The sequence below is a fragment of the Streptomyces sp. genome (genome assembly GCF_031181555.1).
In the GTDB taxonomy this organism is placed as follows: domain Bacteria; phylum Actinomycetota; class Actinomycetes; order Streptomycetales; family Streptomycetaceae; genus Streptomyces; species Streptomyces fimbriatus.
Genome location: NZ_JAPSKQ010000063.1, coordinates 1 through 20,126 on the forward strand (window position 1 = coordinate 1; position 20,126 = coordinate 20,126).

Here is a 20,126-nt window from a genome sequence, read left to right on the forward strand (position 1 = left end):
AGACGTCGGTCTGGATCAGACCGTTGACGATGTCGCCGTTGCCGTAGTTCACGGTGGCGTCCAGACCGGTGACCGTGCCGGAGTGCACCTGGGTCGTGGAGCCGCTGCGGGTGACCTGCATGCCGACGGTGGCCTCGGCGGCGCCGGAGATCGCCTGCGTGGAACCGTCGTAGAGGTTCACCTCGCTCGGGTGGGCCACGTCGGCGGTGTACTTGACCAGGCCGTAGTCGTCGCCCGGGAAGCTGGACGCCGCGTTCTCGCCGATCACGTCGCCCGAGGAGTCCGACCAGGTGGAGACGCCCTCGGTGCAGTGCCCGGCGGTGAGGAAGTGCGGCTCGCCGCCCTTGGTCACGTTGAAGCCGAGCGAGCAGCGCCCGCCGTTGCCGGTGATGGCGTCGCCGCCGGCGATGAAGGGCTTGAACTCCCCCTCGGTGCGCTGGAGTTCGGCGGTGGAGCCGAGCTCGCCGACGACCTTCTCCAGCTTGGCCCACTCGGCCTTCGAGACGGTGCGGTCCGCGGTGACGACGACCTTGTTGGTGATCGGGTCGGTCACCCAGGAGGTGCCCGGGATGGTGGCGTCCCGCTTGAGGGTGGTGCGCGCGCTCTTCAGCTCGGCGAGGGAGTTCGTCACGACTCTCGCCTCGGCGCCGGCCGACTCCACGGTCCTGGCGGCGGCCTCGCCGAGCACGTTCACCACGAGGCTCTTGCTCTTCGCGTCGTAGTACGTTCCCGCCGCGTCGGCACCGAGGTCCTCGGCGAGCGTCGAGGCGAGCTTTCCGGCCGCCGTGACCGAGAGGGCCCGGGGCCCGGATTCCTCCGGGGTCTCACTGGCGTTCGCAGTCTGGAAGGTGACCCCGGCGGCGACCAGTGCGGCGATGCCCGCACCTGCCATGGCTGCACGTCGCCTGGGTATGCGTCGGTGCTTCAACTCACGTCCTCCTGTGGGGGGACGGCCCGGGAGGTTGTGGGGGCCTCACGAGCCGGAAGGCGTACGGCCACGAGGGCGGCGCACGAGAAAAGCCGCGCCCGTGCCGGTTGAACGGCGCCCACTCTTCCGAACCCCACAGGGAGCACACAAGGTCGACTTCAGGACGCGCGTACGGCAACGCCCGTGCGCCCCCTATGTCCTGACAGGTCATGGACACGCGGAGCGGTTCGCACTGCAAACGTTACGAGCGGGTAACCGGCCGTGCGGTCCGCAGGATCCGCCCCTGGCTTGAATTCGACCCCTCGGGATCCGGATCCGCACGGGGCGCGGCGGGCGGAAGTTGCTCCTGCACCGGTTCCCGCGCCGGCTCCGGCACCGGGTGCGGAGTCCGCCGCGGAGCCGTCGGCACCGGCTGCCGGGCCGCCCCGGCCGGCCTCCCCGGCGTCCGGAGCCCGGCGCCGGCCCCTCGCCCCGGACAGGAGCGAGCCCCCGCACGGTGTTCGCGTGCGGGGGCTCGTCGTGCTGCCGGCTGCGGGCGGAACACGGAACCGGGGGCGCAGGCCGGTCCCGGTGGCCGGTCCTAGTAGACGCTGACGCCGTAGGCGCTCAGGGCCTCCGTCACCGGCTGGAAGAAGGTCGTGCCACCGGTCCTGCAGTTGCCGCTGCCACCGGAGGTCAGACCGTACGCGGTGCCGTTGCTGCCGTAGAGCGGGCCGCCGGAGTCACCGGGCTCGGCGCAGACGGTCGTCTGGATGAGACCGGAGACGACGTCGCCGCCGCCGTAGTTCACGGTCGCGTTGAGGGCGGTGACCCGGCCGCTGTGGGTGCCCGTGGTGGAGCCGTCACGGATGACGGTGGTGCCCACGCTCGGGGTGGCCGCGCGGGTGATGTCCACGCCGTTCGCGGTGCCGGGCTTGCTCACCGAGGTGTTGGTGTACCGGACGATGCCGTAGTCGTTGCCCGGGAAGCTGGTGCCGGCGGTCGAGCCGAGCACCGTGGTGCGACCGGAGTTGGAGTACCAGGTGCCCGCACCTTCGGTGCAGTGACCGGCGGTCAGGAAGTACTGGGCCCCGCTGCTGGTCTGGACGTTGAAGCCGAGGGAGCAGCGCCCGCTGCCCGAGTAGATGGCGTCGCCACCCTGGATGAGCTTGTTGAACTTGCCCGGGGTGCGCTTGATGGTGATCGCGTCGGCGTCGTCCCCGGCCTGCTTCTTGATCTTGTTGATCTCGGCCTGGGAGACCGTGCTGTCGACGGTGACGAGCACCCGGTTGGTCTTGCTGTCGACGGCCCAGGCGGTGCCCGGGACGTCGGCCTTCAGCACCGAGCCGCTGACGCTCTTGAGCTCGGCGGAGCTGAAGGTGGTGGGAGTGTCGGCCGCGTTCGCGCTGGGGATCGCGATCGCGGCGGCGGCCACGAGTCCGGTGGAGACGGCGATCAGCCGGGTCCGTCTCGAGAGGCCGCTGCGGGGGGTGGTGCGCTCGATCCTCACTTCTCGTTCCTCCATAAAGGAAGTAGGGGGCCCTCGTGGGGTTGTGGGCCCGTGAGGCGCAGCCAGGGAGCCGAGTGCCCGGATTCCGAACACGTCGTGCCCCTGACAAGCGCTGTGGGCGAGTATTCGGCCGACCGACCGGTCGGCGCAAGGGTGCCTTTTGGCCGTCAACCTTTGAACCATCTAGGAGATTTGATCCGCACGCGGGAACGCGTCACCCGTGGCCAGACCCGTGCAACGGCCGGTCGAACACGCCTCACGGTGTCCGGAATTCGACCCTCCGGATAGCTTTCCGGGGCGTGGCCGCCCCTTCCGCACGGCCGGTCGAGGCGTGACCGCCGTTCAGCAGTCGCAGCCGCAGTCGCAGCCACCGTCCTCGCCACAGCAGTTGCAGCACTCGCAGCAGTTGCAGCACTCGCCGCACCCGCTGCAGTCGCAGTTGGCGCAGGATCCCTCCTTGCGCTCCCCGCTCCAGGGATCCTCGTAGGTGCCGCAGCACAACTGGCACGTGCAGGCCAGCCCCAGCCACACGGCGCAGCCCGCGAGCAGCCCGCGCCGGTCGCGGCGCGGCGGCCCGGGAGGCAGCGGGGCGCCGGGGCCGCCGGGCGCGCCGGGCGCGCCGGGAGGTGCGTAAGGACCGGCGCCGTGGGCACAGGAGACGGTACCGAAGGCGCGATGAACGGAGTTGGGCAGTTCATGGACGAGCAGCCGGTGTGCGAGACCCCCGTCGGCGAACTCCACGTCGCGCAGCGCGAGCCGGATGCCGTGCACCGCGTCGTCGGCGAGCCGGCGGGCCTCGTCCGGCGGGGTGCCGGTGGCGGTCAGCGGGTTCCAGGCGCCCGACGCGGCGTCGGCCTCCCTGTCCTCCACCGCGTCCAGGAGGTGCGCGAGGCGTCCGAAGAGGCGTCCCGCCTCGGCGAGCGGCGCGGCGTTGTGCGGCCGGCCGGCGAGTACCGCGGTGTGCGCGAAGGCCGCCGCGGTCGCGGTCTCGGTCGGTTCGGTGACGGTGAGGAGGGGCGTGCCCGGGCCGGCGAGGGTCTCGATACCGGCCTGCCGGTCCACGGCGTCGACGAGGACGGCGGTGTCGAACCCGACCTCCGAACCGGTCCGCGCCCCGGCCCGGTCCCAGCCGGCGGCGACCCGGCGCGCGGCGAGCGCCACCGGCCTGCGCGCCAGCAGCCCGTCCCCGTCGGCGACGTGGTCGCGCAGCTTGGCGGAGGCGAGGACGAGGGAGACGGCCGCCGCGAGCCGCGCGCCCTCGCCCTGCGCGACGGACGCGGTGCGCATCCCGCGCAGCGGACACGGTCCCGCGGTGCGCCGTCCCGCGTCGGCGCGACCGGTCTGAGCCTCCGTCAGGACGGATACGAGGAGCCCGTCGTAGTTGGTGACGATGCGCGCGAACTGTCCGTGGTCCCCGCGCAAGGCGAGGCACAGCCCGCACAGGTGCGCCATCCACTGGGCCGTGAGTTTCTCCCCGAGCCGGTGCCTGCAGGGCCTGACCATCCCGAACACGACGTTCCCCCGTACGGTTGTGCGACGTTGAGCGGGCGCATCGTATCGGCCGCCGGATTCACCCGTACGCACCGTCCATCACCCGTACGCAGCGAAGAATCATATTTCACTCACAGTCAGCAGCCGTTTGCTTCAAGACCCTTGGGAAACACGGACTCTCGACGGATCAGCTGTGCACCAGTACCGTCACAAACCCCCCGCGCGGCGTCTATCCACTTGGCGCACCATCCGCATCATGGACGACCATAGGGATGCGGAAAGCAAGAAAGACGGCTGTGAGAGGAGGCGTCCATGGGATCGGTGCGCAAGGCGAGTGCCTGGCTCGGCCTCGTCGACGACAACGAAGACGAGCGTTACTACGACGACGACTACTCCGACGGGACCGAGCCCGGGGAGGCCTGGGTCACCGATCCACGGGTCAAGGTGGCCGCGGACGTCGCCGAGGAGAAGGGCCGCCGCATCGGCACGGTCACCCCGGACAGCTTCCGGGACGCCCGCGCCATCGGCGAGCTGTTCCGCGACGGGGTTCCCGTCATCATGAACCTCACCGCCATGGACGCCGGCGACGCCAAGCGCGTCGTCGACTTCGCGGCGGGCCTGATCTTCGGCCTGCGCGGTTCCATCGAGCGGGTGTCCAACCGGGTGTTCCTGCTGAGCCCGGCCGACACCGAAGTCGTCAGCGGGGAGCCGGCCGCGCACCGGTCGGACGGTTTCTTCAACCAGAGCTGAGGCAGGGCCGCTCACCGGCCCTGCCTCCCCGCGAGGTCCCGGTCGGCCGGAACTACCGGAACGCGTCGATTCCGGTGAGCGCCTTGCCCAGCACGAGCTGGTGCATTTCGACGGTGCCCTCGTAGGTGAGCACCGATTCCAGGTTGGTCGCGTGCCGCATCACCGGGTATTCGAGCGAGATCCCGTTGGCACCGAGGACGGTGCGGGCCGTGCGGCAGATGTCGATGGCCTCGCGAACGTTGTTGAGCTTGCCGAAGCTGACCTGCTCGGGACGCAGACGGCCGGCGTCCATGCGCCGCCCCAGATGGTGGGCGAGCAGAATCCCCTTGTGCAGTTCGACCGCCATGTCGGCGAGCTTGGCCTGCGTCAGCTGGAACCCGCCGATGGGCCGCCCGAACTGCTCCCGCGACCTCGCGTAGTCGACGGCGGCCTCGAAACAGCTGCGCGCCGCGCCCATGGCGCCCCAGACGATCCCGTACCGGGCGTGCGAGAGACAGCTGAGCGGCCCCTTGAGCCCGGTCACCCCGGGCAGCACGGCGTCGGCGGGCAGCCGTACGTCGTCGAGGACCAGCTCGCTGGTGACGGAGGCGCGCAGCGACCACTTGTGCCTGATCTCGGGCGCCGAGAATCCCGCGCTGTCGGTCGGCACGACGAATCCGCGGATCCCCTCGTCGGTCCGCGCCCACACCACGGCGACCCCGGCCACGGACCCGTTGGTGATCCACATCTTGCGCCCGTTGAGCACCCAGTCGCCGCCGTCGCGCTTGGCGTACGTGCGCATCGAGGCGGGGTCGGAGCCGTGGTCGGGTTCGGTGAGCCCGAAGCAGCCGATGACCTCACCCGCCGCCATCCGCGGCAGCCACCGCTGCTTCTGCTCCTCGCTGCCGAACCGGTGGACGGCGTACATCGCGAGGGACCCCTGCACGGAGACCAGGGACCGGATCCCGGAGTCGGCCGCCTCCAGCTCCAGACAGGCGAGCCCGTACTGGACGGCGCTCGCGCCCGCGCAGCCGTAACCCTCCAGGGACATGCCGAGCGCGCCGATCCCGCCGAGTTCCCGGGCCAGCTCCCGGATGCCCGGCAGTTCGCCCTTCTCGTACCAGTCGGCGACGTACGGCAGCACGCGGTCGGCGGCCCAGGTGCGCACGGTGTCCCGGACGGCCAGGTCCTCCGGCTCCAGCAGGTCGTCGAGGCCGAGGGGGTCGGCGGGGTCGAAGGGGGGCAACTGCGCGGACGCGGACATGGGACACCCTCCGGGACACTTTTACCTAGCGCTGCTAGTCGCGGCTCGGGCCGACGTTACGACGCGGCCCCGCGCACGTCCACCCCGGCCCGGCGGGCACGGCTCACACCTTCAGCCCGGAGACGCGGGGCTCCGCGGCCTCCCGGGGCGCGGGCACCTCCACGGCGGCCGTCTCGCACTGCATCGCCCGCGGCAGCCTGAGCGCCATCGCGGCGCCGACCAGCAGCAGGCCCGCGCTCACCAGCAGGGTCACGTGCAGCCCGTGCACGAAGGCGTGGCGCGCCGCCTGGCGCAGGGCGTCACCGGCGGGTCCGCCGAGCCGGTCGGCCACCCCGTACGCCTCGCCCAGCGAGTGCGACGCCGCCGAGGACGCCGACGCGGGCACCCCGGGCACGCCGGTGACACCGGGCCCGTAGGCCGCGTTCATCACGCTGCCGAGGAGCGCGATCCCTATCCCGGCGCCCAGCTGGTACGAGGTCTCGCCGATCGCCGCCGCCCCGCCGGCCTGCTGCGGCGGCGCCTCGCTCAGCATCGACTCGTAGGCCCCGAACAGGGTGGTCTCCAGGCCGAAGCCCAGCAGGACGAAGCCGGTGAGCAGCAGCGGACCGTTGTCCTCGCCGCCCATCGCGGTCAGGGACACCACCGCGGCGGCCGTCAGGCAGAAGCCGGAGCAGACCATGCGGCGCGGGCCGAACCGGCGCAGCATCCGCGCGCCCGCGAGGCCCGCCGCCATCGCCGCGACGGTCAGCGGCAGCAGGCGCAGCCCGGTCTCGAGCGGGGAGAGCCCGAGCACGAGCTGGAGGTACTGCGCGGCGATGAGCTCGAGCCCGACCAGGGCGAGCATCGCCAGCACGATGCACCCCACCGACGTGCTGAACGCGGGCCGGGCGAACATCCGCAGGTCGACCAGCGGGTGCGCCCGGCGCCGCTGCCGGCGCACGAAGACGGCCAGCAGCGCCGCGCCCGCGAGCAACGGCAGGACGGTCCACACGCCGGCGACGGGCTCACCGCCGCCGAGCCGCTTCACGCCGAGGACCGCCGCGAACAGTCCGGCGGCGGCCAGCAGCGCGCCGACCACGTCCCAGGGACCGTCGCCGTCGCCCTTCGACTCCGGCAGCAGGATCCGCCCCACCGGCAGGCTGACCAGCATCAGCGGAATGTTGACCAGGAAGACCGAGCCCCACCAGAAGTGCTCCAGCAGGAACCCGCCGAGCAGCGGTCCGACCGCCGCGCCCACCGCGGCGACCGCGCTCCAGACACCGATGGCCAGCGCCCGTTCGCGCCGGTCCGGGAAGACCTGGCGCAGGATCGACAGCGTCGCGGGCATGATCATCGCGCCGCCGACGCCGAGCAGCGCCCGTGCCGCGATCAGCACCTGGGGGCTGTCCGCGAGGGCCGCCGCGCCGGAGGCGACGCCGAACAGGGCGTAGCCGAGCAGGAGCACGCGTCTGCGGCCGACCCGGTCGCCCAGGGTGCCGAACAGGATCAGCAGCGAGGCGCAGACCAGCGGGTAGGCATCGACGATCCAGAGCAGTTCCACCGCGCCGGGCCTGAGGTCCTCGGTGACGGCGGGGACCGCCACGTGCAGCACGGTGGCGTCGATGGCGACCAGCAGCAGGCTGACGCAGAGGACGACGAGCACCACCCAGCGGTTGGCACCGGCCCCGGCCGTCCGACCGCGCGGTGCGGCGGAGGCCGTGGTCGTCCCGGACATGTGCGTACCTCCCAGATGTTCCCTCGCCGTCGGCGGGCTCACGGGGTGGGGACTCCCCCGCGACTCGGCCGGAGAGGAGCGGTGGTCTCCGGCCCGCGCATCGAACGGCGAGTGACACGTCAGGGTACGCGAGTGCGTGCCGAGGTCGAGTGGCGGACCTCTCACCCGTGCGGCGGAACGGTGTGGCGTGCACCACTCCCCTCCGGAGTGCGCGCGCCCCGCCCGGCGGCCCGGTGCGGCACCCGGTCGATAATCGGGCCCGTGACCGACCTCGACACGCGCGCCGCTCCGGCCCGCCTCGGAGCACTGCGCCGGGCCGCCCCGGCGCTCCTCGGGTACGCGGCCGTGCGCGCCCTCGGCCTGGTCGTCCTGGCCCTGTGGAGCGCGGCGCGCGGCAAGGACGCGTACACCTTGCTGACCGCCCGCTGGGACGCGCTCTGGTACACGCGGGTGGCCGAACTCGGGTACGGCTACGAGGTGCGGCTCCCGAACGGCGACGTGCACTCCAACCTGGCGTTCTTCCCCCTGTTCCCCTGGCTGGAACGGCTCGTGGCGGCGGTGTCCCCGCTGTCGTACGCCGACGGGGGCTTCGTCGTCGCCCTGCTCGCCTCGCTCGCCGCGGCCTGGGGGATCTTCGCGGTGGCCGACCATGTGTACGGGCCGCGGGCCGGGGTGTGCGCGGTGCTGCTGTGGGCGGTGCTGCCGGTCGGGATCGTCCAGTCGATGGCGTACAGCGAGTCCCTGTTCACCGCGCTCGCCGCGTGGTCGCTGTACGCCGTGCTGACGGGCCGCTGGCTGACGGCGGGCGTCCTGGCGAGCCTGGCCGGGCTGACCCGGCCGGTGGGACTGGCGGTGGTCGCGGCGGTCTGGACGGCGGGGATCGTCTCGTTCGTGCGGGATCGCAGCGCGCCCGTGACGCACGGCGCGCGCACCGGGCCGGGCGCCCCCGGTGGCACGGAACTCCGGCGCGCCGCGGCACCGGACGGCGCACGCGCCTCGCCGAGCGCCCCGGTCGCCGCCGAGGGCGCCGCCCCCGGCGTCCGCCCGCGCCGGGTCCTCGGCCTGCTCCTCGCCCCCCTCGGTGCCGCCGGTTACGTTCTGTGGGTCGGGCACCGGACCGGAAACGGACCGCTGGGGTATCTCGACGTACAGGCCGGATGGCGGAACGGGTTCGACGGGGGATACGCCTTCGCCCGCTTCGTCGCCGAGAAGTTCACGTCGTTTCCGTCCGCCCTGGCGGGGCTCGGGCTGATGCTCGGGGTGGGCGTGGTGGTGTGGCTGTACGTGATCTGCGTGCGGCAGCGCCAGCCGCTGCCGCTGCTGGTGTACGCCGGGGTCGTCACCGCGCTCGCCCTGTGCGCGTCGGGTTACTTCGGCTCCAAGCCGCGCCTGCTGCTGCCCGCCTTCCCCCTGCTGCTGCCCCTCGCCCTGCCCCTGGCCCGGCTGCGTCCCCCCAGGTCGGCGCTGCTCGTGGGGTCGGTCGCGGTGGCCTCGGCGGTGTACGGCGCCTTCTGGCTGAACGGTTCCGGCCCGCCCTGACCCGTGCGGACCGCCCGGACGGCCGATGAGCACCGGGAAAATTCCGCGCCAGGCCCCGGTGAACGAATTCAAAAGCGCAATAAAACCGTCACCCCGAATGATCAAAGGAATTGAAGGTCGCAGCGCCCGGGGGATTGCGGATCCACTGGAAATAAACGCCCGCCTGAGAGGAATGCCACATCACATCGTCATCACAAAGCCGCTGATTCGGCGGGGAAGTGCGCTCACTCGCTGTAACGTCGATTGGGTGTGTACCAAACGGAAGCCCACCCGTCTGGACCGGGTGTTCGCGAGGCTGGATCGTGAGCCGGAACGACCGGCCCACATCGGCATGCCGCGGATGAGCCGGCACCGGGTGGTGCTCTTCGGCGCCACCCTGGCCTTCTACCTGGCGATCGTGTGGGCCGTGGTGATCACCTCCTGGCTGGTCCGGCTGGACTGGCAGGTCATGTTCTTCCGCCCCTACCAGCAGTGGCCCGAGCTCCACGCCTTCGTCGACTACTACGTGGTGCTCGGCCAGCGCGGCCCGACCGCCGTGATGGTCGCGGCCTGGCTGGGCTGGCGCTCCTGGCGGCAGCACACGCTGCGTCCGCTGCTCGCCCTCGGGGTCTCCCTGCTGCTGCTGAACGTCACCGTCGGCGCCGCGAAGTACGGCATGGGACGGCTCGGACCGCACTACGCGACCGAGATCGGCTCGAACGAGATGTGGCTCGGCGGCGATATATTCCCCAGCGGCCACACCGCGAACGCCGTGGTGACCTGGGGCATCCTGGCCTATCTGGCCTCCACCGGCAGAGCGCGCCGCTGGCTGTCCGCCCTGTCCGCGGTGACCTCGCTCGGCGTGGGGCTGTCCACCGTCTACATCGGTACGCACTGGCTGAGCGACGTGCTGCTGGGCTGGGTGGCGGGCCTGCTGATCCTGCTCGCGCTGCCCTGGTTCGAGCCGCTGATCGCCCGCACCGAGACCCGGATCTTCGCCCTGCGCGACCGCTGGCGGACACGTCGCGGGCGCACGGTACCGGTGGCGGTGCTGCCGGTCGGGGCGCCGGGCGCGGCGGGACCGCCCACCGGCCGCGAGGAGACCCCGGCCCCCGAACCGGTCCCCGCGGGCGAACCGGTCCCCACGGGCCGCGCGGCCGCCCGCCCGCACGCCTACCTGGCGCCCGGCCCGCACACGACCCGTGCGGAGCGCACCCCGGTGACCCCGGGGGGCAGCCGCCGCCCCCAGCACGCGGAGCGTCACCCGCGCGGCACCACGTCGGCGACCCGCCCCTGACGGACGCCCGCGACCGTCCGGTGCGCACGCCTCGGCCCCGGTTCCCTCGCGGAACCGGGGCCGTCGCCGTGTCTCAGCCCTTCCAGGCCCGCGCCACCCGGCCGTCCCTCACCTCGAAGTTCAGCCGGCCCACGCGGTACTCCATGGTGATGATCGCCCCGGGCGGCAGCGCCCGCACCGTCGACCAGCCGCGCTCGCGCGCGAGGTGCTCGGCCCGGTCGGCGGCGAGGCCGACATAGGCGTCCGGACTGTCGTGGGGTTCCGCGGAGGGCGTCGGAATGGGTGCCATACGGCCACGCTATGCCCTGCCCCGTGAGCGGGGAAGCCCGCACCGGGAACACGGACCGGATCCCCCGGCGGTCACACTTCTGTCACAGGATCACGACAGACGTTTGTGTCGGTGACCATCACCCGGACGGGCGGTTCCGTACGCCTTCCGCGGGCATTCGAACGCAATTCCCGCGTGTCACGCCACGGCCGCGATTAACCCCGGCGGAAAGTTCCGGGGGACGCGCCCCCGGACCCCATTCGCTTTCACCGCCGTGCGTGCCCGCGGACGCCGATGCGCACAGAAAACACTCGAACTCCTCACACCATCCGCACGCCCTCTGTCCGGGCCGGGCAGGGGCGAGCATCATGGCGTGGGCCCGGGGTACGTGTGGCGCGGGTTCGGGCGGGCCCGCGCGCGATGAGCGAAGGGGCGAGCGATGGGGACGCAGACCGTACGGGCGGCGGTGCGACCGGCGCACCGGCAGCGGCGCGGGCGGGTGGTGATCGACTGGCTGACCACCACCGACCACAAGAAGATCGGCCACCTGTACCTGATCACGTCGTTCGTGTTCTTCCTGATCGCCGGCGTGATGGCCCTGGTGATGCGCGCCGAACTGGCCCGGCCCGGACTGCAGATCGTCGACAACCAGCAGTTCAACCAGATGTTCACGATGCACGGCACGATCATGCTGCTGCTGTTCGCGACCCCCAGCTTCGCGGGGTTCGCCAACGAGCTGATGCCGTTGCAGATCGGCGCGCCCGACGTGGCCTTCCCGCGGCTGAACATGCTCTCGTACTGGCTGTTCCTCTTCGGCGGCCTGATCGTGCTCGGTTCGCTGCTGGTGACCGGGGGCCCGGCGGCCTTCGGCTGGTTCGCCTACGCCCCGCTGAACAGCATGCAGTACTCGCCCGGCCTCGGCCCGGACCTGTGGATCATGGGGCTGGCCCTGTCCGGGTTCGGCACGATCCTCGGCGCGGTCAACTTCGTCACCACCATCGTCGGGATGCGCGCCCCCGGCATGACGATGTTCCGGATGCCGCTGTTCACCTGGAACACGCTGTTCACGTCGATCCTGATCCTGCTGGCGTTCCCGGTGCTCGCGGCGGCGCTGCTGGTGCTGGAGGCGGACCGGCGGTTCGGCTCGCAGGTGTTCGACGCCGGCAACGGCGGGGCGATCCTGTGGCAGCACCTGTTCTGGTTCTTCGGCCATCCCGAGGTCTACATCATCGCGCTGCCGTTCTTCGGCATCGTCACGGAGATCGTCCCGGTCTTCAGCCGCAAGCCGCTGTTCGGCTATCTGACGCTGGTCGGCGCCACCATGGCCATCACCGGGCTGTCGGTCGTGGTGTGGGCGCACCACATGTTCGCCACCGGCGCGGTGCTGCTGCCGTTCTTCTCCTTCATGAGCTTCCTGATCGCCGTGCCGACGGGCGTGAAGTTCTTCAACTGGACCGGCACCATGATCAAGGGCTCGCTGTCCTTCGAGACGCCGATGCTGTGGGCCACCGGGTTCCTGGTGTCGTTCCTGTTCGGCGGGCTGACCGGGGTGCTGCTGGCGTCGCCGCCCCTGGACTTCCACGTGACGGACTCGTACTTCGTCGTCGCGCACTTCCACTACGTGGTCTTCGGCACCGTCGTCTTCGCGACCTTCGCCGGGTTCTTCTTCTGGTGGCCCAAGTTCACCGGGAAGATGCTCGACGAACGGCTCGGCAAGATCCAGTTCTGGACGCTGTTCGTCGGCTTCCACACCACGTTCCTGGTGCAGCACTGGCTGGGCGCCGAGGGCATGCCGCGCCGTTACTCGGACTACCTCGCGGCGGACGGCTTCACCGCGCTCAACACCGTCTCGACCATCGGCGCGTTCCTGCTCGGCGTCTCCACGCTGCCGTTCCTCTACAACGTCTGGAAGACCGCCCGGTACGGCGAGAAGGTCGAGGTCGACGACCCCTGGGGCTTCGGCCGCTCCCTGGAGTGGGCGACCTCGTGCCCGCCGCCCCGGCACAACTTCACGACGCTGCCCCGGATCCGTTCGGAGTCGCCGGCGTTCGACATGAACCATCCGGAGTACGCGGCCGTGACGCCCCAGCCCGAGCCAAGGAGCGAGCAAGCCGGTCACGAGCCGTCCTGACCGCGTCGACCAGTTCGACCGGTTCCAGCACCTCGAACTCGAAGCCCAGCATCATCACGTGCATCACCATGACGTCGAGGCTCGCGGCGCCGGTGCGCAGGACACAGCTTCGCGGCCCCTCCGCCTCGAGCGTCCCCGCGGAGGGCGAGATCCGCTCGGCCGCCTCCTCGACGGGCACCAGCAGCCGGACCACGGCGTGCGAGGCGTACACGCGCGTGGAGACGCCCCGGGAGACGTAGGCCGCCAGGTCCTCGGCGGGCGGCTCGCGCGGGACGAAGCGCGGCCCGTGCGGCGGCTTCGGGGTGATGCGGTCGACGCGGAAGGTGCGCCAGTCCGCGCGGTCGAGGTCCCAGGCGACCAGGTACCAGCGGTGCTCGGAGCAGACCAGGCGGTGCGGCTCCACCGTGCGGCGGGTCGGCGTGCCGTCGTGACCGCGGTACTCGAAGCGCAGGCGTTCGGCGTCCCGGCAGAGGTGGGCGAGTTCGGTGAGCACCGCCGGGTCGACGGCGTCGGCGCGCGGCCCGCGCAGCATCGGCACGGTGAAGGCGTTGAGGGCGCCCACGCGGCGGCGCAGCCGGTTCGGCAGCACCTGCTCCAGCTTGGCCAGCGCCCGTACGGAGGTCTCGCCGATGCCCTCGACGCCCTGCCCGGCAGCGGTGCGCAGTCCCACGGCGACGGCCACGGCCTCGTCGTCGTCCAGCAGCAGCGGCGGCAGCTCGGCGCCCGCGCCCAGCCGGTAGCCGCCGCCGGTGCCGGGGCTGGCGTCGACGGGGTAGCCGAGCTCGCGCAGCCGGTCCACGTCGCGGCGCAGGGTACGGGCACTGACCCCGAGCCGTTCGGCGAGATCGGCGCCGGGCCACTCGCGGTGGGCCTGGAGCAGGGACAGCAGACGCAGCAGGCGTGCCGAGGTCTCCAACATGGGGCGAGTCTGCCAGCCGTTGCGGACAGCCGCTGTCCTGAACCCGAGAGGACGGCCGCCGCCCCGAAGGCCCCGGCGCTCAGGGTTCGTAGGCCAGCTGCGGCACCTCGAAGCAGGTGCGGTTCATGTCGCCCTGGGTGACCCAGCCCTCGCCGTCCCGCCAGCGGGCCACCGACAGACAGGTCCTGCCGGTGGCCGGGGGCTCGGGGGACGGCCGGAACCCGACGGGAAGCAGCAGGCCGCCCGCGGTGTAGCCGTCGGCGCGGCCGACGTGGCCGTCGACGCACGCGCGCGTGATGCCCGTCGGGGCGCAGGACGTGGCCGCGTCGGTGAACCAGCGGGCGGCGGCCCAGCCCTCCAGCTGCCACTGGGAGTGCGTCTTCAGGTCCTCGGTGGCGTCCCGGAACTCCCGTACGGCCTCGTGACCGGTGTCCTCGAAGTTGCGGCTGGAGCCGGTGGCCCACAGGGCGTTGCGGCAGCGCGGGGCGTCCTTGTAGTCCTCGGCGACGGCGGACGTCCAGTTCTGCACGTTGGTGACCTTGGCGGTGACCCGGGCGCCGACGTCGTCCATGGCCTCGCACAGACGGGCGTTGCCGTGTCCGTCGATGGCGTCGAAGACGAGGTCGGCGCCCTGCTCCTTCAGGTCGGCGGCCACCGCGCGGAAGTTGGGCAGCGCGAAGTCGACCTGCTCGGTGACGACCTCGTAGCCCTCGGCCCGCAGGCCCCGCTCGACGAGGCGGGCGTAGGCGGCGGACGCGGACTGGTTGTAGGAGACGACGGCGGCCGTGCGGGCGCCGTGCTCGTGCTTGAAGTAGCGGTAGACCTCGGTGCCGCCGTACAGCTTGCCGTCCCAGCCGGGCGTGCCGTTCCGGGGGGCCTTGCTGCCGTAGATGCCGTACAGGTGCGGGTAGGTGTCGTAGGCGGTGCCGACGGGCTGGCCGCCGATGTCGGGCACGCCCGCGCGGGAGACGCGGGAGGCGCCCGCGTAGTCCAGGGCGGTGGTGGCCACCAGGGCGACGACCTTCTCCTCGTCGACGAGCCGGTGCACGCACTCGTTGTTGCCGACGCCGCTGCCGCCGTCGTCGCACAGGCGCACCTCGACCCGCCGGCCGTCGATGCCCCCGCGCGCGTTGAGCCGGTCGAAGTAGGCCACGGCGCCGTCGCGCGGACCGGTGAAGGCGCTGCCGCCGACCGGGCTGGTGGCACTGGCGACGACGCCCACGCGGATCGGTTCGCCCGTGCCCCGGGTGGGCGCGGGCGCGCGGTCGTCGCGCCGGAAGTCGCTCTCGGGCAGGCGGCTGCCGCAGGCGGCGGCCAGGACGAGCAGCGCGGCCGCGGCGAGCGCCTCAGCAGCCCGGGACGGCCGGGGGCGAGCCATCGCCGCTCAGTTGCACCAGCGCGCACAGGGACTTGGCGGACACCTTCCAGGTGCCGTCCTGCTCGACGGCCGTTCCGGAGGCGTCCGGGAGGGCCGTGGCGCCCCTGAGGGTCAGGGCGAACTTCACGTCCGCCTCGGTCGGTGAGGTGAACGCGACCTCGGTGACCTCCGCCCTCACCTGTCCGCCGCGCTCGTCACCGCTGAACGCCTCGAGCACGGGGCCCAGCCGCTCCCCGTTCTCCAGGACGGTCTTCTTCTCGTCCGGGGACGTCCCGGGGTCGAAGAACTTCTCCCAGTTCTGCCGGATCTCCTGCTCGGCCGCCGCCCGGTCCGCGGGCGCGCTGGCCGGTGCGCTCGTCGTCCGGTCCGCCGGCGTGGGGGGCGGGCTGTCTCCGCCGCCACCGCCGTCGTCCCCGCACGCCGCGAGGGCCGGGGCGAGGAACAGCAGCAGGGCGGCCGTGACCGCCGTGCCCCGCCCCGCCGCCCGTGGGCCGCGGCCCCTCGTGTTCCCCCGCCTGAGGTCGCTGCCGAGAACCATCTGGCTCACCACCGGGTGTCGGTCCGGGCCGTGGGCGCCCGATGCTTTCAGGGTCGGCTTCCAGGGGGCATAGTGCAACCCATCGGCCGAGTGGGACACGGGCGGACAGACACGGACCGGACAGACACGGACGCAGGCACAGAGACCCGACGTGGGGAGCCATGATGCGGACAGCCCGACTGCGGACCGCGCACCCCGTCCTCTGGGCCGGCTGGGCCGCGCTCGCCGCGGGAGCCGTCCTGTGCGTCATCGGCTGGTACGGCGTCTCGGGCGAACGGTACGCCGAACGGCAGCTGCCCTACCTGGCCTCCTGCACGATCCCCGGCGCCGCGCTGATCATCGCCGGGGCGGTGCTGCTCGCCCACGGCCGGGACACGATCGCCGCCACGCGTGTGGAGGAGCTGTACGGCCTGCTGGTGGCGGCGGAACCGGCGGGCGCGGACGAGTCGGGGCAGGCGGCCGGCGCGCCGGTCGCGGTCAGCGGGGAGACGCTGATGGTGCCGGGCGGGACGCTGTGGCACCGCGCGGACTGCCCGCTGGTCGCGGGGAAGGCGGAGGCGGTGCCGGTGGACGCGAAGCTGGTGGCGAACGGCGGGCTGGGGCCCTGCCCGATCTGCGAACCCGCCGAACCCGCCGACGGCGGAGGTCCCCGCCGATGTCCTCCCTGACGTACGACCTCACCCTGGCCGGGCTGTCGGTGGGCGCCGCCGCGGCGCTCTCCGGGATCGGCCTGATCGTGACGTACCGGGCCACCGGGGTGCTCAACTTCGCGCACGGGGCGATCGCGATGGTGTGCGCGTACGTGCTGCGCGGCTGCGTGGTCGAGTGGGGCTGGCCGCTGTGGTGGGCGGCCGCGCTGACCCTGCTGGTGGTGGCTCCGGGGCTGGGGGTGGTGCTGGAGCGGTTCGTCTTCCGGCCGCTGTCGGTGCTCGGCGGCGATCCGGCGCAGACGCTGGTCGCGTCCATCGGGGTGTTCGTGCTGCTGGTGGGCGGTGCGGCGCTGCTGTGGGGACAGGGGGCGCGGGACGACGCGCCGGTGCTGGTGCCGGCGGAGCCCTGGGGGCAGCTGGCGGTGGTGGCCGTGCTGGGCGCGGCGGTGGCGGCGGTGATCCGCCGGACGCGGTTCGGGCGGGAGCTGCGGGCCGTGGTCGACGACCGGCGGCTGGCCGTGCTCGGCGGGATCGACGCGGACCGGGTGGCGGCGGCGGGCTGGGCGTTCGGCTCGTTCACGGCGGGGCTCACGGGCGTGCTGCTGGCGCCGTACGTGCGACTGGACCCGTACGGGCTGCCGCTGCTCGTGATGGAGGTGGTGGCGGTCGCGGTCGCCGCGCGGATGCGCGTGCTGACGGTGGCGGTGGTCGTCGCGCTGGGCATCGGGGTGGCGCAGAGCCAGCTGACCCGGCTGCACCCGTCCGGGTGGGGCGAGCCGCTGCTCCAGGCGGTCGGCGCCAACCTGTTCGTCGTGGCCCTGCTGATCGCCGCTCTGGTGCTGCCCGGTGTCGGCACGCGCGACGCGCTCCCCCGCACGGCCACCGCGCGGATGCCGGCTCCGCCGGGCGCCTGGATCGTGGCCGGGGTGCTGTTCCTGCTGCCGCTGGGCTTCGCCGGGCGGGATCTGCACACGGCGGTACAGGTGCCGGCGCTCGGGGTGGTGCTGCTGTCCCTGGTGGTGGTCACCGGCCGGGGCGGCCAGATCTCCCTGGGGCAGGCGGCGTACGCGGGCCTGGGCGCCCTGTTCACGGCCCTCCTCGCGGCCGGCCGCTTCCCCGGCCTCCCCCGCCTGCCGGAGCTGGCCGCGCTCGCGGTGGCGGTCGTCCTGGTCGCTCCGCTGGGCGTGCTGACGGGCTGGCCGGCGATCGGCCGCCGGGGGCTCGCGCTGGCGCTGGCGACGTTCGCGGTGGGCGTCGGCGTGAGCCGCTTCGTCTTCGACCAGCCGTACGCCACGTCGGGCCTGTCCCTGGGCCGCCCGGCGGGCTTCGACGGCGACCGCGCGTACTACGTCCTGGAACTCGCCCTCCTGGCGTGCGCGCTGCTGGCGGTCCGGGCGCTGCGCGGGGGCCGCACGGGCCGCGCCCTGGCGGCGATGCGCGACCACGAGTCCGGGGCGCGGGCCGCGGGCGTCCGGGTGCCGTCGCTGAAGCTCCTGGCCTTCGTCTGCGGCGCCGCCCTGGCCGCGCTCGGCGGCGGCATGCTCGGCATGGGGCTGCGCGCCTTCGACCCCGGCGCGTACGACCCCGTGCGGGGCCTGCTGTGGTTCGCCGCGGTCGTGGTCCTGGGCGCCGACAGCGCTCTGGGCGCCCTGCTCGCCGCGGCGCTCCTGGTCGGCCTGGACGCCGGCACGCGCGGGGGCGTGGCGGCGGCCGTGATCGGCGTCCTGGCGGTCCTGGTGGGCCGCTTCCCGGGTGGCCCGTACGAGGCGCTGCGCGCGGCGGCGGGGCGGCTGCGGCCGGGCGGGCCACCGGAGCCGACCCCGTCGGCGGCCCGGGTGCGCCGCCGGCTGCGCGGGCCGGACCCCGGCCCGGCGCCCGTCCCGGTGCCGGCGGGAGCGACGGCGACGGGCGCCGGCCCGCGGGCGGGCACGCGGGGGAAGGGGGTCCCGGAAGGGCGGTGCGCCGCGCCCCGGCCGACCGGCAGGTCCCGGCGGGACGCCGCCCGGAGCGCGGCGGCGCGCGCCACGGCACGGGACGCGACCACCGGTGCCCCGCCCCCCGACCGCTCCGCCCGCCGCGGCACCACCGGGGGCGCCCCCGCGGAGGAGGACCACGTGCCCGGCGGGGTGACCGGCCACCGGGCACAGGACGGACCCGCCGGTCCTCCGGGACCCGCCACCGGTGCCCCACCGCCCGAAGACACCTCCGGACAGCCGCCCGGCGGGGCCGCGGCGCACGAGCACCGGAACCGGTCCGGGCACGCGCGTCCCCGCCCGGGAGAACCGCGCTGCGTACCGGGGCGGACGGCGGACGCGCCTCCGGGCCGGCCCGTCCCGCCCGGCGGCGCACGACGGCCGTCCGTGTCAGGCGCCCCCGCACTCCCGCGCACGGGCGACGGCGGAGCTCCCGCGGGGCACCGGGCCGCAGGGGCCTTCGCGGCGGCCCCCTCTTCCCTCCCCGTCCTCGAGGCCCGCGCCCTGCACGTCCGTTACGGCGGGTTCACCGCGCTGGACGGGGTGGACCTCGAGCTTCCGGCCGGGCGGGTGACCGCGCTCGTCGGTCCCAACGGGGCCGGCAAGAGCACGCTGTTCCACTGTCTGGCGGGGACGGTGCGGCCCGCGCGGGGGGTGGTCCGGTTCGGGGCGCGGGACATCACGCGGATGCCCGCGCACGCCCGCACCCGGCTCGGCGTCGCACGGACCTTCCAGCGGCTGGCGGTCTTCCCGACCCTGACCGTCGCGGAGAACGTGCGCGTCGGTGCCGAGCAGGGCCGGGTGCGCGACGCCGGCGCGGTGGAGCGGACGCTGCGGCTGCTCGGGCTCGACGGGCCGGTACGGGCGCTGCCCGCCGCCGGGCTGCCCACCGGGACGCTGCGCCGCGTGGAACTCGCCCGGGCCCTCGCCGCCGGCCCGCGCGTGCTGCTGCTCGACGAACCCGCCGCCGGTCTCGACACCGCCGAGGTCGCCGCGCTGGCCCGGGTCCTGAAGGCCCTGGCCGCCGACGGCATGGCGCTCCTGGTCGTCGAGCACGATCCCGACCTGGTCGCCGGCCTCGCCGACGTCGTGCACGTCATGGCGGCCGGCCGGATCGTCGCCTCCGGACCGCCCGGTCGCGTCCTCGACGCCCTCGGGGAGGCGACCGGCCCGTGACCGTCGTCTCCCTGCGTCACGCGCGCGTGCGCTACGGCCCTCTGGAGGCCCTGCACGGGGTCACGCTCGCCGCCCCGGGTCCCGGCCTCACCGTGCTGCTGGGCCGCAACGGCTCCGGACGGACGACCGCCCTGCGGGCGCTGGCCGGCACCGTGCCGCTGTCCGGCGGGGCGGTGGTGTGGGACGGCGTGGACGTGACCGGCGTGCCGGCGTACGAGCGGGCCCGGCGCGGCCTGTGCCTGGTGCCGGAGCGGCAGGCCGTGTTCGGCTCCCTCACCGTGCGCGAGAATCTCGCCCTCTCCTCCCCCGACCCGGCCGCCGCGCTCGACGCCTACCCGCAGCTGCGGCCGCTGCTGGAGCGCCGCGCGGGCACCCTCTCCGGCGGTGAGCAGCGCATGCTGGCCGTGTCCCGGGCGTTGGCGACGCGCGCGCGTGTCGTGCTCGTCGACGAGCCGGTCCAGGGCATGTCGCCCCCGGTCGCGGCCCGTACGTACGCGCTGCTGGCCGCGCTCGACGCGTGCGTGGTCGTCGCCGAGCAGCGGCTGCCGCCCGCCCTGCGCGGCCGCCCCGCCGTCGTGTACGAACTGCGGCGGGGCGCGGTGGTGTTCGCCGGGGAGGCGGGCGAACTCGGCCGTCCCGGCTGCTCCACGGGTCACCCGTGAC

General features: G+C 73.7%; 15 protein-coding genes and 1 pseudogene. 7 read left to right on the top strand and 9 right to left on the bottom strand.

Annotated features, from left to right (window positions below; all coding sequences use genetic code 11):
* From RIM90_RS15315 to RIM90_RS15325, 3 genes are all read right to left on the bottom strand, one after another.
* Positions 1-892, bottom strand: an 892-nt coding sequence (locus RIM90_RS15315) for a S1 family peptidase (protein WP_309061250.1), incomplete at its 3' end; no start/stop codon positions are given.
* A 616-nt stretch (positions 893-1,508) separates the two neighbouring features.
* Entirely contained in the window at positions 1,509-2,417 is a 909-nt protein-coding gene (locus RIM90_RS15320; protein ID WP_309061251.1) for a S1 family peptidase, read from the bottom strand.
* 342 nt (positions 2,418-2,759) lie between these two features.
* Entirely contained in the window at positions 2,760-3,920 is a 1,161-nt protein-coding gene (locus RIM90_RS15325; protein WP_309061252.1) for a DUF5685 family protein, read from the bottom strand.
* A gap of 300 nt (positions 3,921-4,220) precedes the next feature.
* On the opposite strand from RIM90_RS15325, the gene RIM90_RS15330 reads away from it, so the two are divergent.
* Complete coding sequence (locus tag RIM90_RS15330) at positions 4,221-4,658, top strand: cell division protein SepF (protein ID WP_142196280.1); 438 nt, start codon at positions 4,221-4,223, stop codon at positions 4,656-4,658.
* Positions 4,659-4,710: 52 nt separating this feature from the next.
* Here the strand turns inward: RIM90_RS15330 and RIM90_RS15335 are convergent, their stop codons facing one another.
* Complete coding sequence (locus RIM90_RS15335) at positions 4,711-5,901, bottom strand: acyl-CoA dehydrogenase family protein (RefSeq protein WP_309061253.1); 1,191 nt, start codon at positions 5,899-5,901, stop codon at positions 4,711-4,713.
* A 103-nt stretch (positions 5,902-6,004) separates the two neighbouring features.
* Positions 6,005-7,615, bottom strand: coding sequence for an MFS transporter (locus tag RIM90_RS15340; RefSeq protein WP_309061254.1), 1,611 nt, complete (start codon positions 7,613-7,615; stop codon positions 6,005-6,007).
* Positions 7,616-7,876: 261 nt separating this feature from the next.
* Here RIM90_RS15340 and RIM90_RS15345 point away from each other — a divergent pair, with 261 nt between their 5' ends.
* Both RIM90_RS15345 and RIM90_RS15350 read left to right on the top strand, forming a co-directional pair.
* Positions 7,877-9,154, top strand: coding sequence for a mannosyltransferase family protein (locus RIM90_RS15345; RefSeq protein WP_309061255.1), 1,278 nt, complete (start codon positions 7,877-7,879; stop codon positions 9,152-9,154).
* Positions 9,155-9,401: 247 nt separating this feature from the next.
* Complete coding sequence (locus RIM90_RS15350; RefSeq protein ID WP_309061256.1) at positions 9,402-10,430, top strand: phosphatase PAP2 family protein; 1,029 nt, start codon at positions 9,402-9,404, stop codon at positions 10,428-10,430.
* Between the two features lie 73 nt (positions 10,431-10,503).
* Here the strand turns inward: RIM90_RS15350 and RIM90_RS15355 are convergent, their stop codons facing one another.
* A complete protein-coding gene (locus RIM90_RS15355; protein WP_309061257.1) occupies positions 10,504-10,719 on the bottom strand; it encodes an I78 family peptidase inhibitor in 216 nt (71 codons plus the stop codon).
* Positions 10,720-11,137: 418 nt separating this feature from the next.
* Between RIM90_RS15355 and ctaD the strand changes: the two are divergent.
* Positions 11,138-12,664, top strand: a pseudogene (gene ctaD, locus RIM90_RS15360) (cytochrome c oxidase subunit I); the annotation flags it as partial.
* Positions 12,665-12,707: 43 nt separating this feature from the next.
* On the opposite strand, the gene RIM90_RS15365 reads toward ctaD, so the two are convergent.
* From RIM90_RS15365 to RIM90_RS15375, 3 genes are all read right to left on the bottom strand, one after another.
* A complete protein-coding gene (locus tag RIM90_RS15365) occupies positions 12,708-13,748 on the bottom strand; it encodes a YafY family protein (protein ID WP_309061258.1) in 1,041 nt (346 codons plus the stop codon).
* A gap of 79 nt (positions 13,749-13,827) precedes the next feature.
* Positions 13,828-15,126, bottom strand: coding sequence for an ABC transporter substrate-binding protein (locus tag RIM90_RS15370; RefSeq protein ID WP_309061259.1), 1,299 nt, complete (start codon positions 15,124-15,126; stop codon positions 13,828-13,830).
* Positions 15,095-15,664: a hypothetical protein gene (locus tag RIM90_RS15375; protein ID WP_309061260.1), complete on the bottom strand. Its 570-nt coding sequence runs from the start codon at positions 15,662-15,664 to the stop codon at positions 15,095-15,097. The genes RIM90_RS15370 and RIM90_RS15375 overlap by 32 nt, the downstream gene beginning before the upstream one ends.
* 164 nt (positions 15,665-15,828) lie before the next feature.
* On the opposite strand from RIM90_RS15375, the gene RIM90_RS15380 reads away from it, so the two are divergent.
* Genes RIM90_RS15380 through RIM90_RS15390 form a run of 3 tightly spaced genes read left to right on the top strand, consistent with a single transcriptional unit; the run spans position 15,829 to position 20,125 of the window.
* Entirely contained in the window at positions 15,829-16,332 is a 504-nt protein-coding gene (locus tag RIM90_RS15380; protein WP_309061278.1) for a hypothetical protein, read from the top strand.
* Positions 16,320-19,463, top strand: coding sequence for an ATP-binding cassette domain-containing protein (locus RIM90_RS15385; RefSeq protein WP_309061261.1), 3,144 nt, complete (start codon positions 16,320-16,322; stop codon positions 19,461-19,463). The genes RIM90_RS15380 and RIM90_RS15385 overlap by 13 nt, the downstream gene beginning before the upstream one ends.
* The gene (locus RIM90_RS15390) at positions 19,460-20,125 is read left to right on the top strand and encodes an ATP-binding cassette domain-containing protein (protein WP_309061262.1); all 666 of its coding nucleotides are present in this window, start codon (positions 19,460-19,462) and stop codon (positions 20,123-20,125) included. Before RIM90_RS15385 ends, RIM90_RS15390 begins: the two co-directional genes overlap by 4 nt.
* The last annotated feature ends 1 nt before the right edge of the window (position 20,126 follow it).

Bases quoted from the DNA above. Each gene is read 5' to 3' on its own strand.
- RIM90_RS15330 (WP_142196280.1), top strand. From the start codon at position 4,221: ATGGGATCGGTGCGCAAGGCGAGTGCCTGGCTCGGCCTCGTCGACGAC.
- RIM90_RS15375 (WP_309061260.1), bottom strand. From the start codon at position 15,664: ATGGTTCTCGGCAGCGACCTCAGGCGGGGGAACACGAGGGGCCGCGGC.
- RIM90_RS15335 (WP_309061253.1), bottom strand. From the start codon at position 5,901: ATGTCCGCGTCCGCGCAGTTGCCCCCCTTCGACCCCGCCGACCCCCTC.
- RIM90_RS15365 (WP_309061258.1), bottom strand. From the start codon at position 13,748: ATGTTGGAGACCTCGGCACGCCTGCTGCGTCTGCTGTCCCTGCTCCAG.
- RIM90_RS15370 (WP_309061259.1), bottom strand. From the start codon at position 15,126: ATGGCTCGCCCCCGGCCGTCCCGGGCTGCTGAGGCGCTCGCCGCGGCC.
- RIM90_RS15340 (WP_309061254.1), bottom strand. From the start codon at position 7,615: ATGTCCGGGACGACCACGGCCTCCGCCGCACCGCGCGGTCGGACGGCC.
- RIM90_RS15325 (WP_309061252.1), bottom strand. From the start codon at position 3,920: ATGGTCAGGCCCTGCAGGCACCGGCTCGGGGAGAAACTCACGGCCCAG.
- RIM90_RS15355 (WP_309061257.1), bottom strand. From the start codon at position 10,719: ATGGCACCCATTCCGACGCCCTCCGCGGAACCCCACGACAGTCCGGAC.
- RIM90_RS15380 (WP_309061278.1), top strand. From the start codon at position 15,829: ATGCGGACAGCCCGACTGCGGACCGCGCACCCCGTCCTCTGGGCCGGC.
- RIM90_RS15385 (WP_309061261.1), top strand. From the start codon at position 16,320: ATGTCCTCCCTGACGTACGACCTCACCCTGGCCGGGCTGTCGGTGGGC.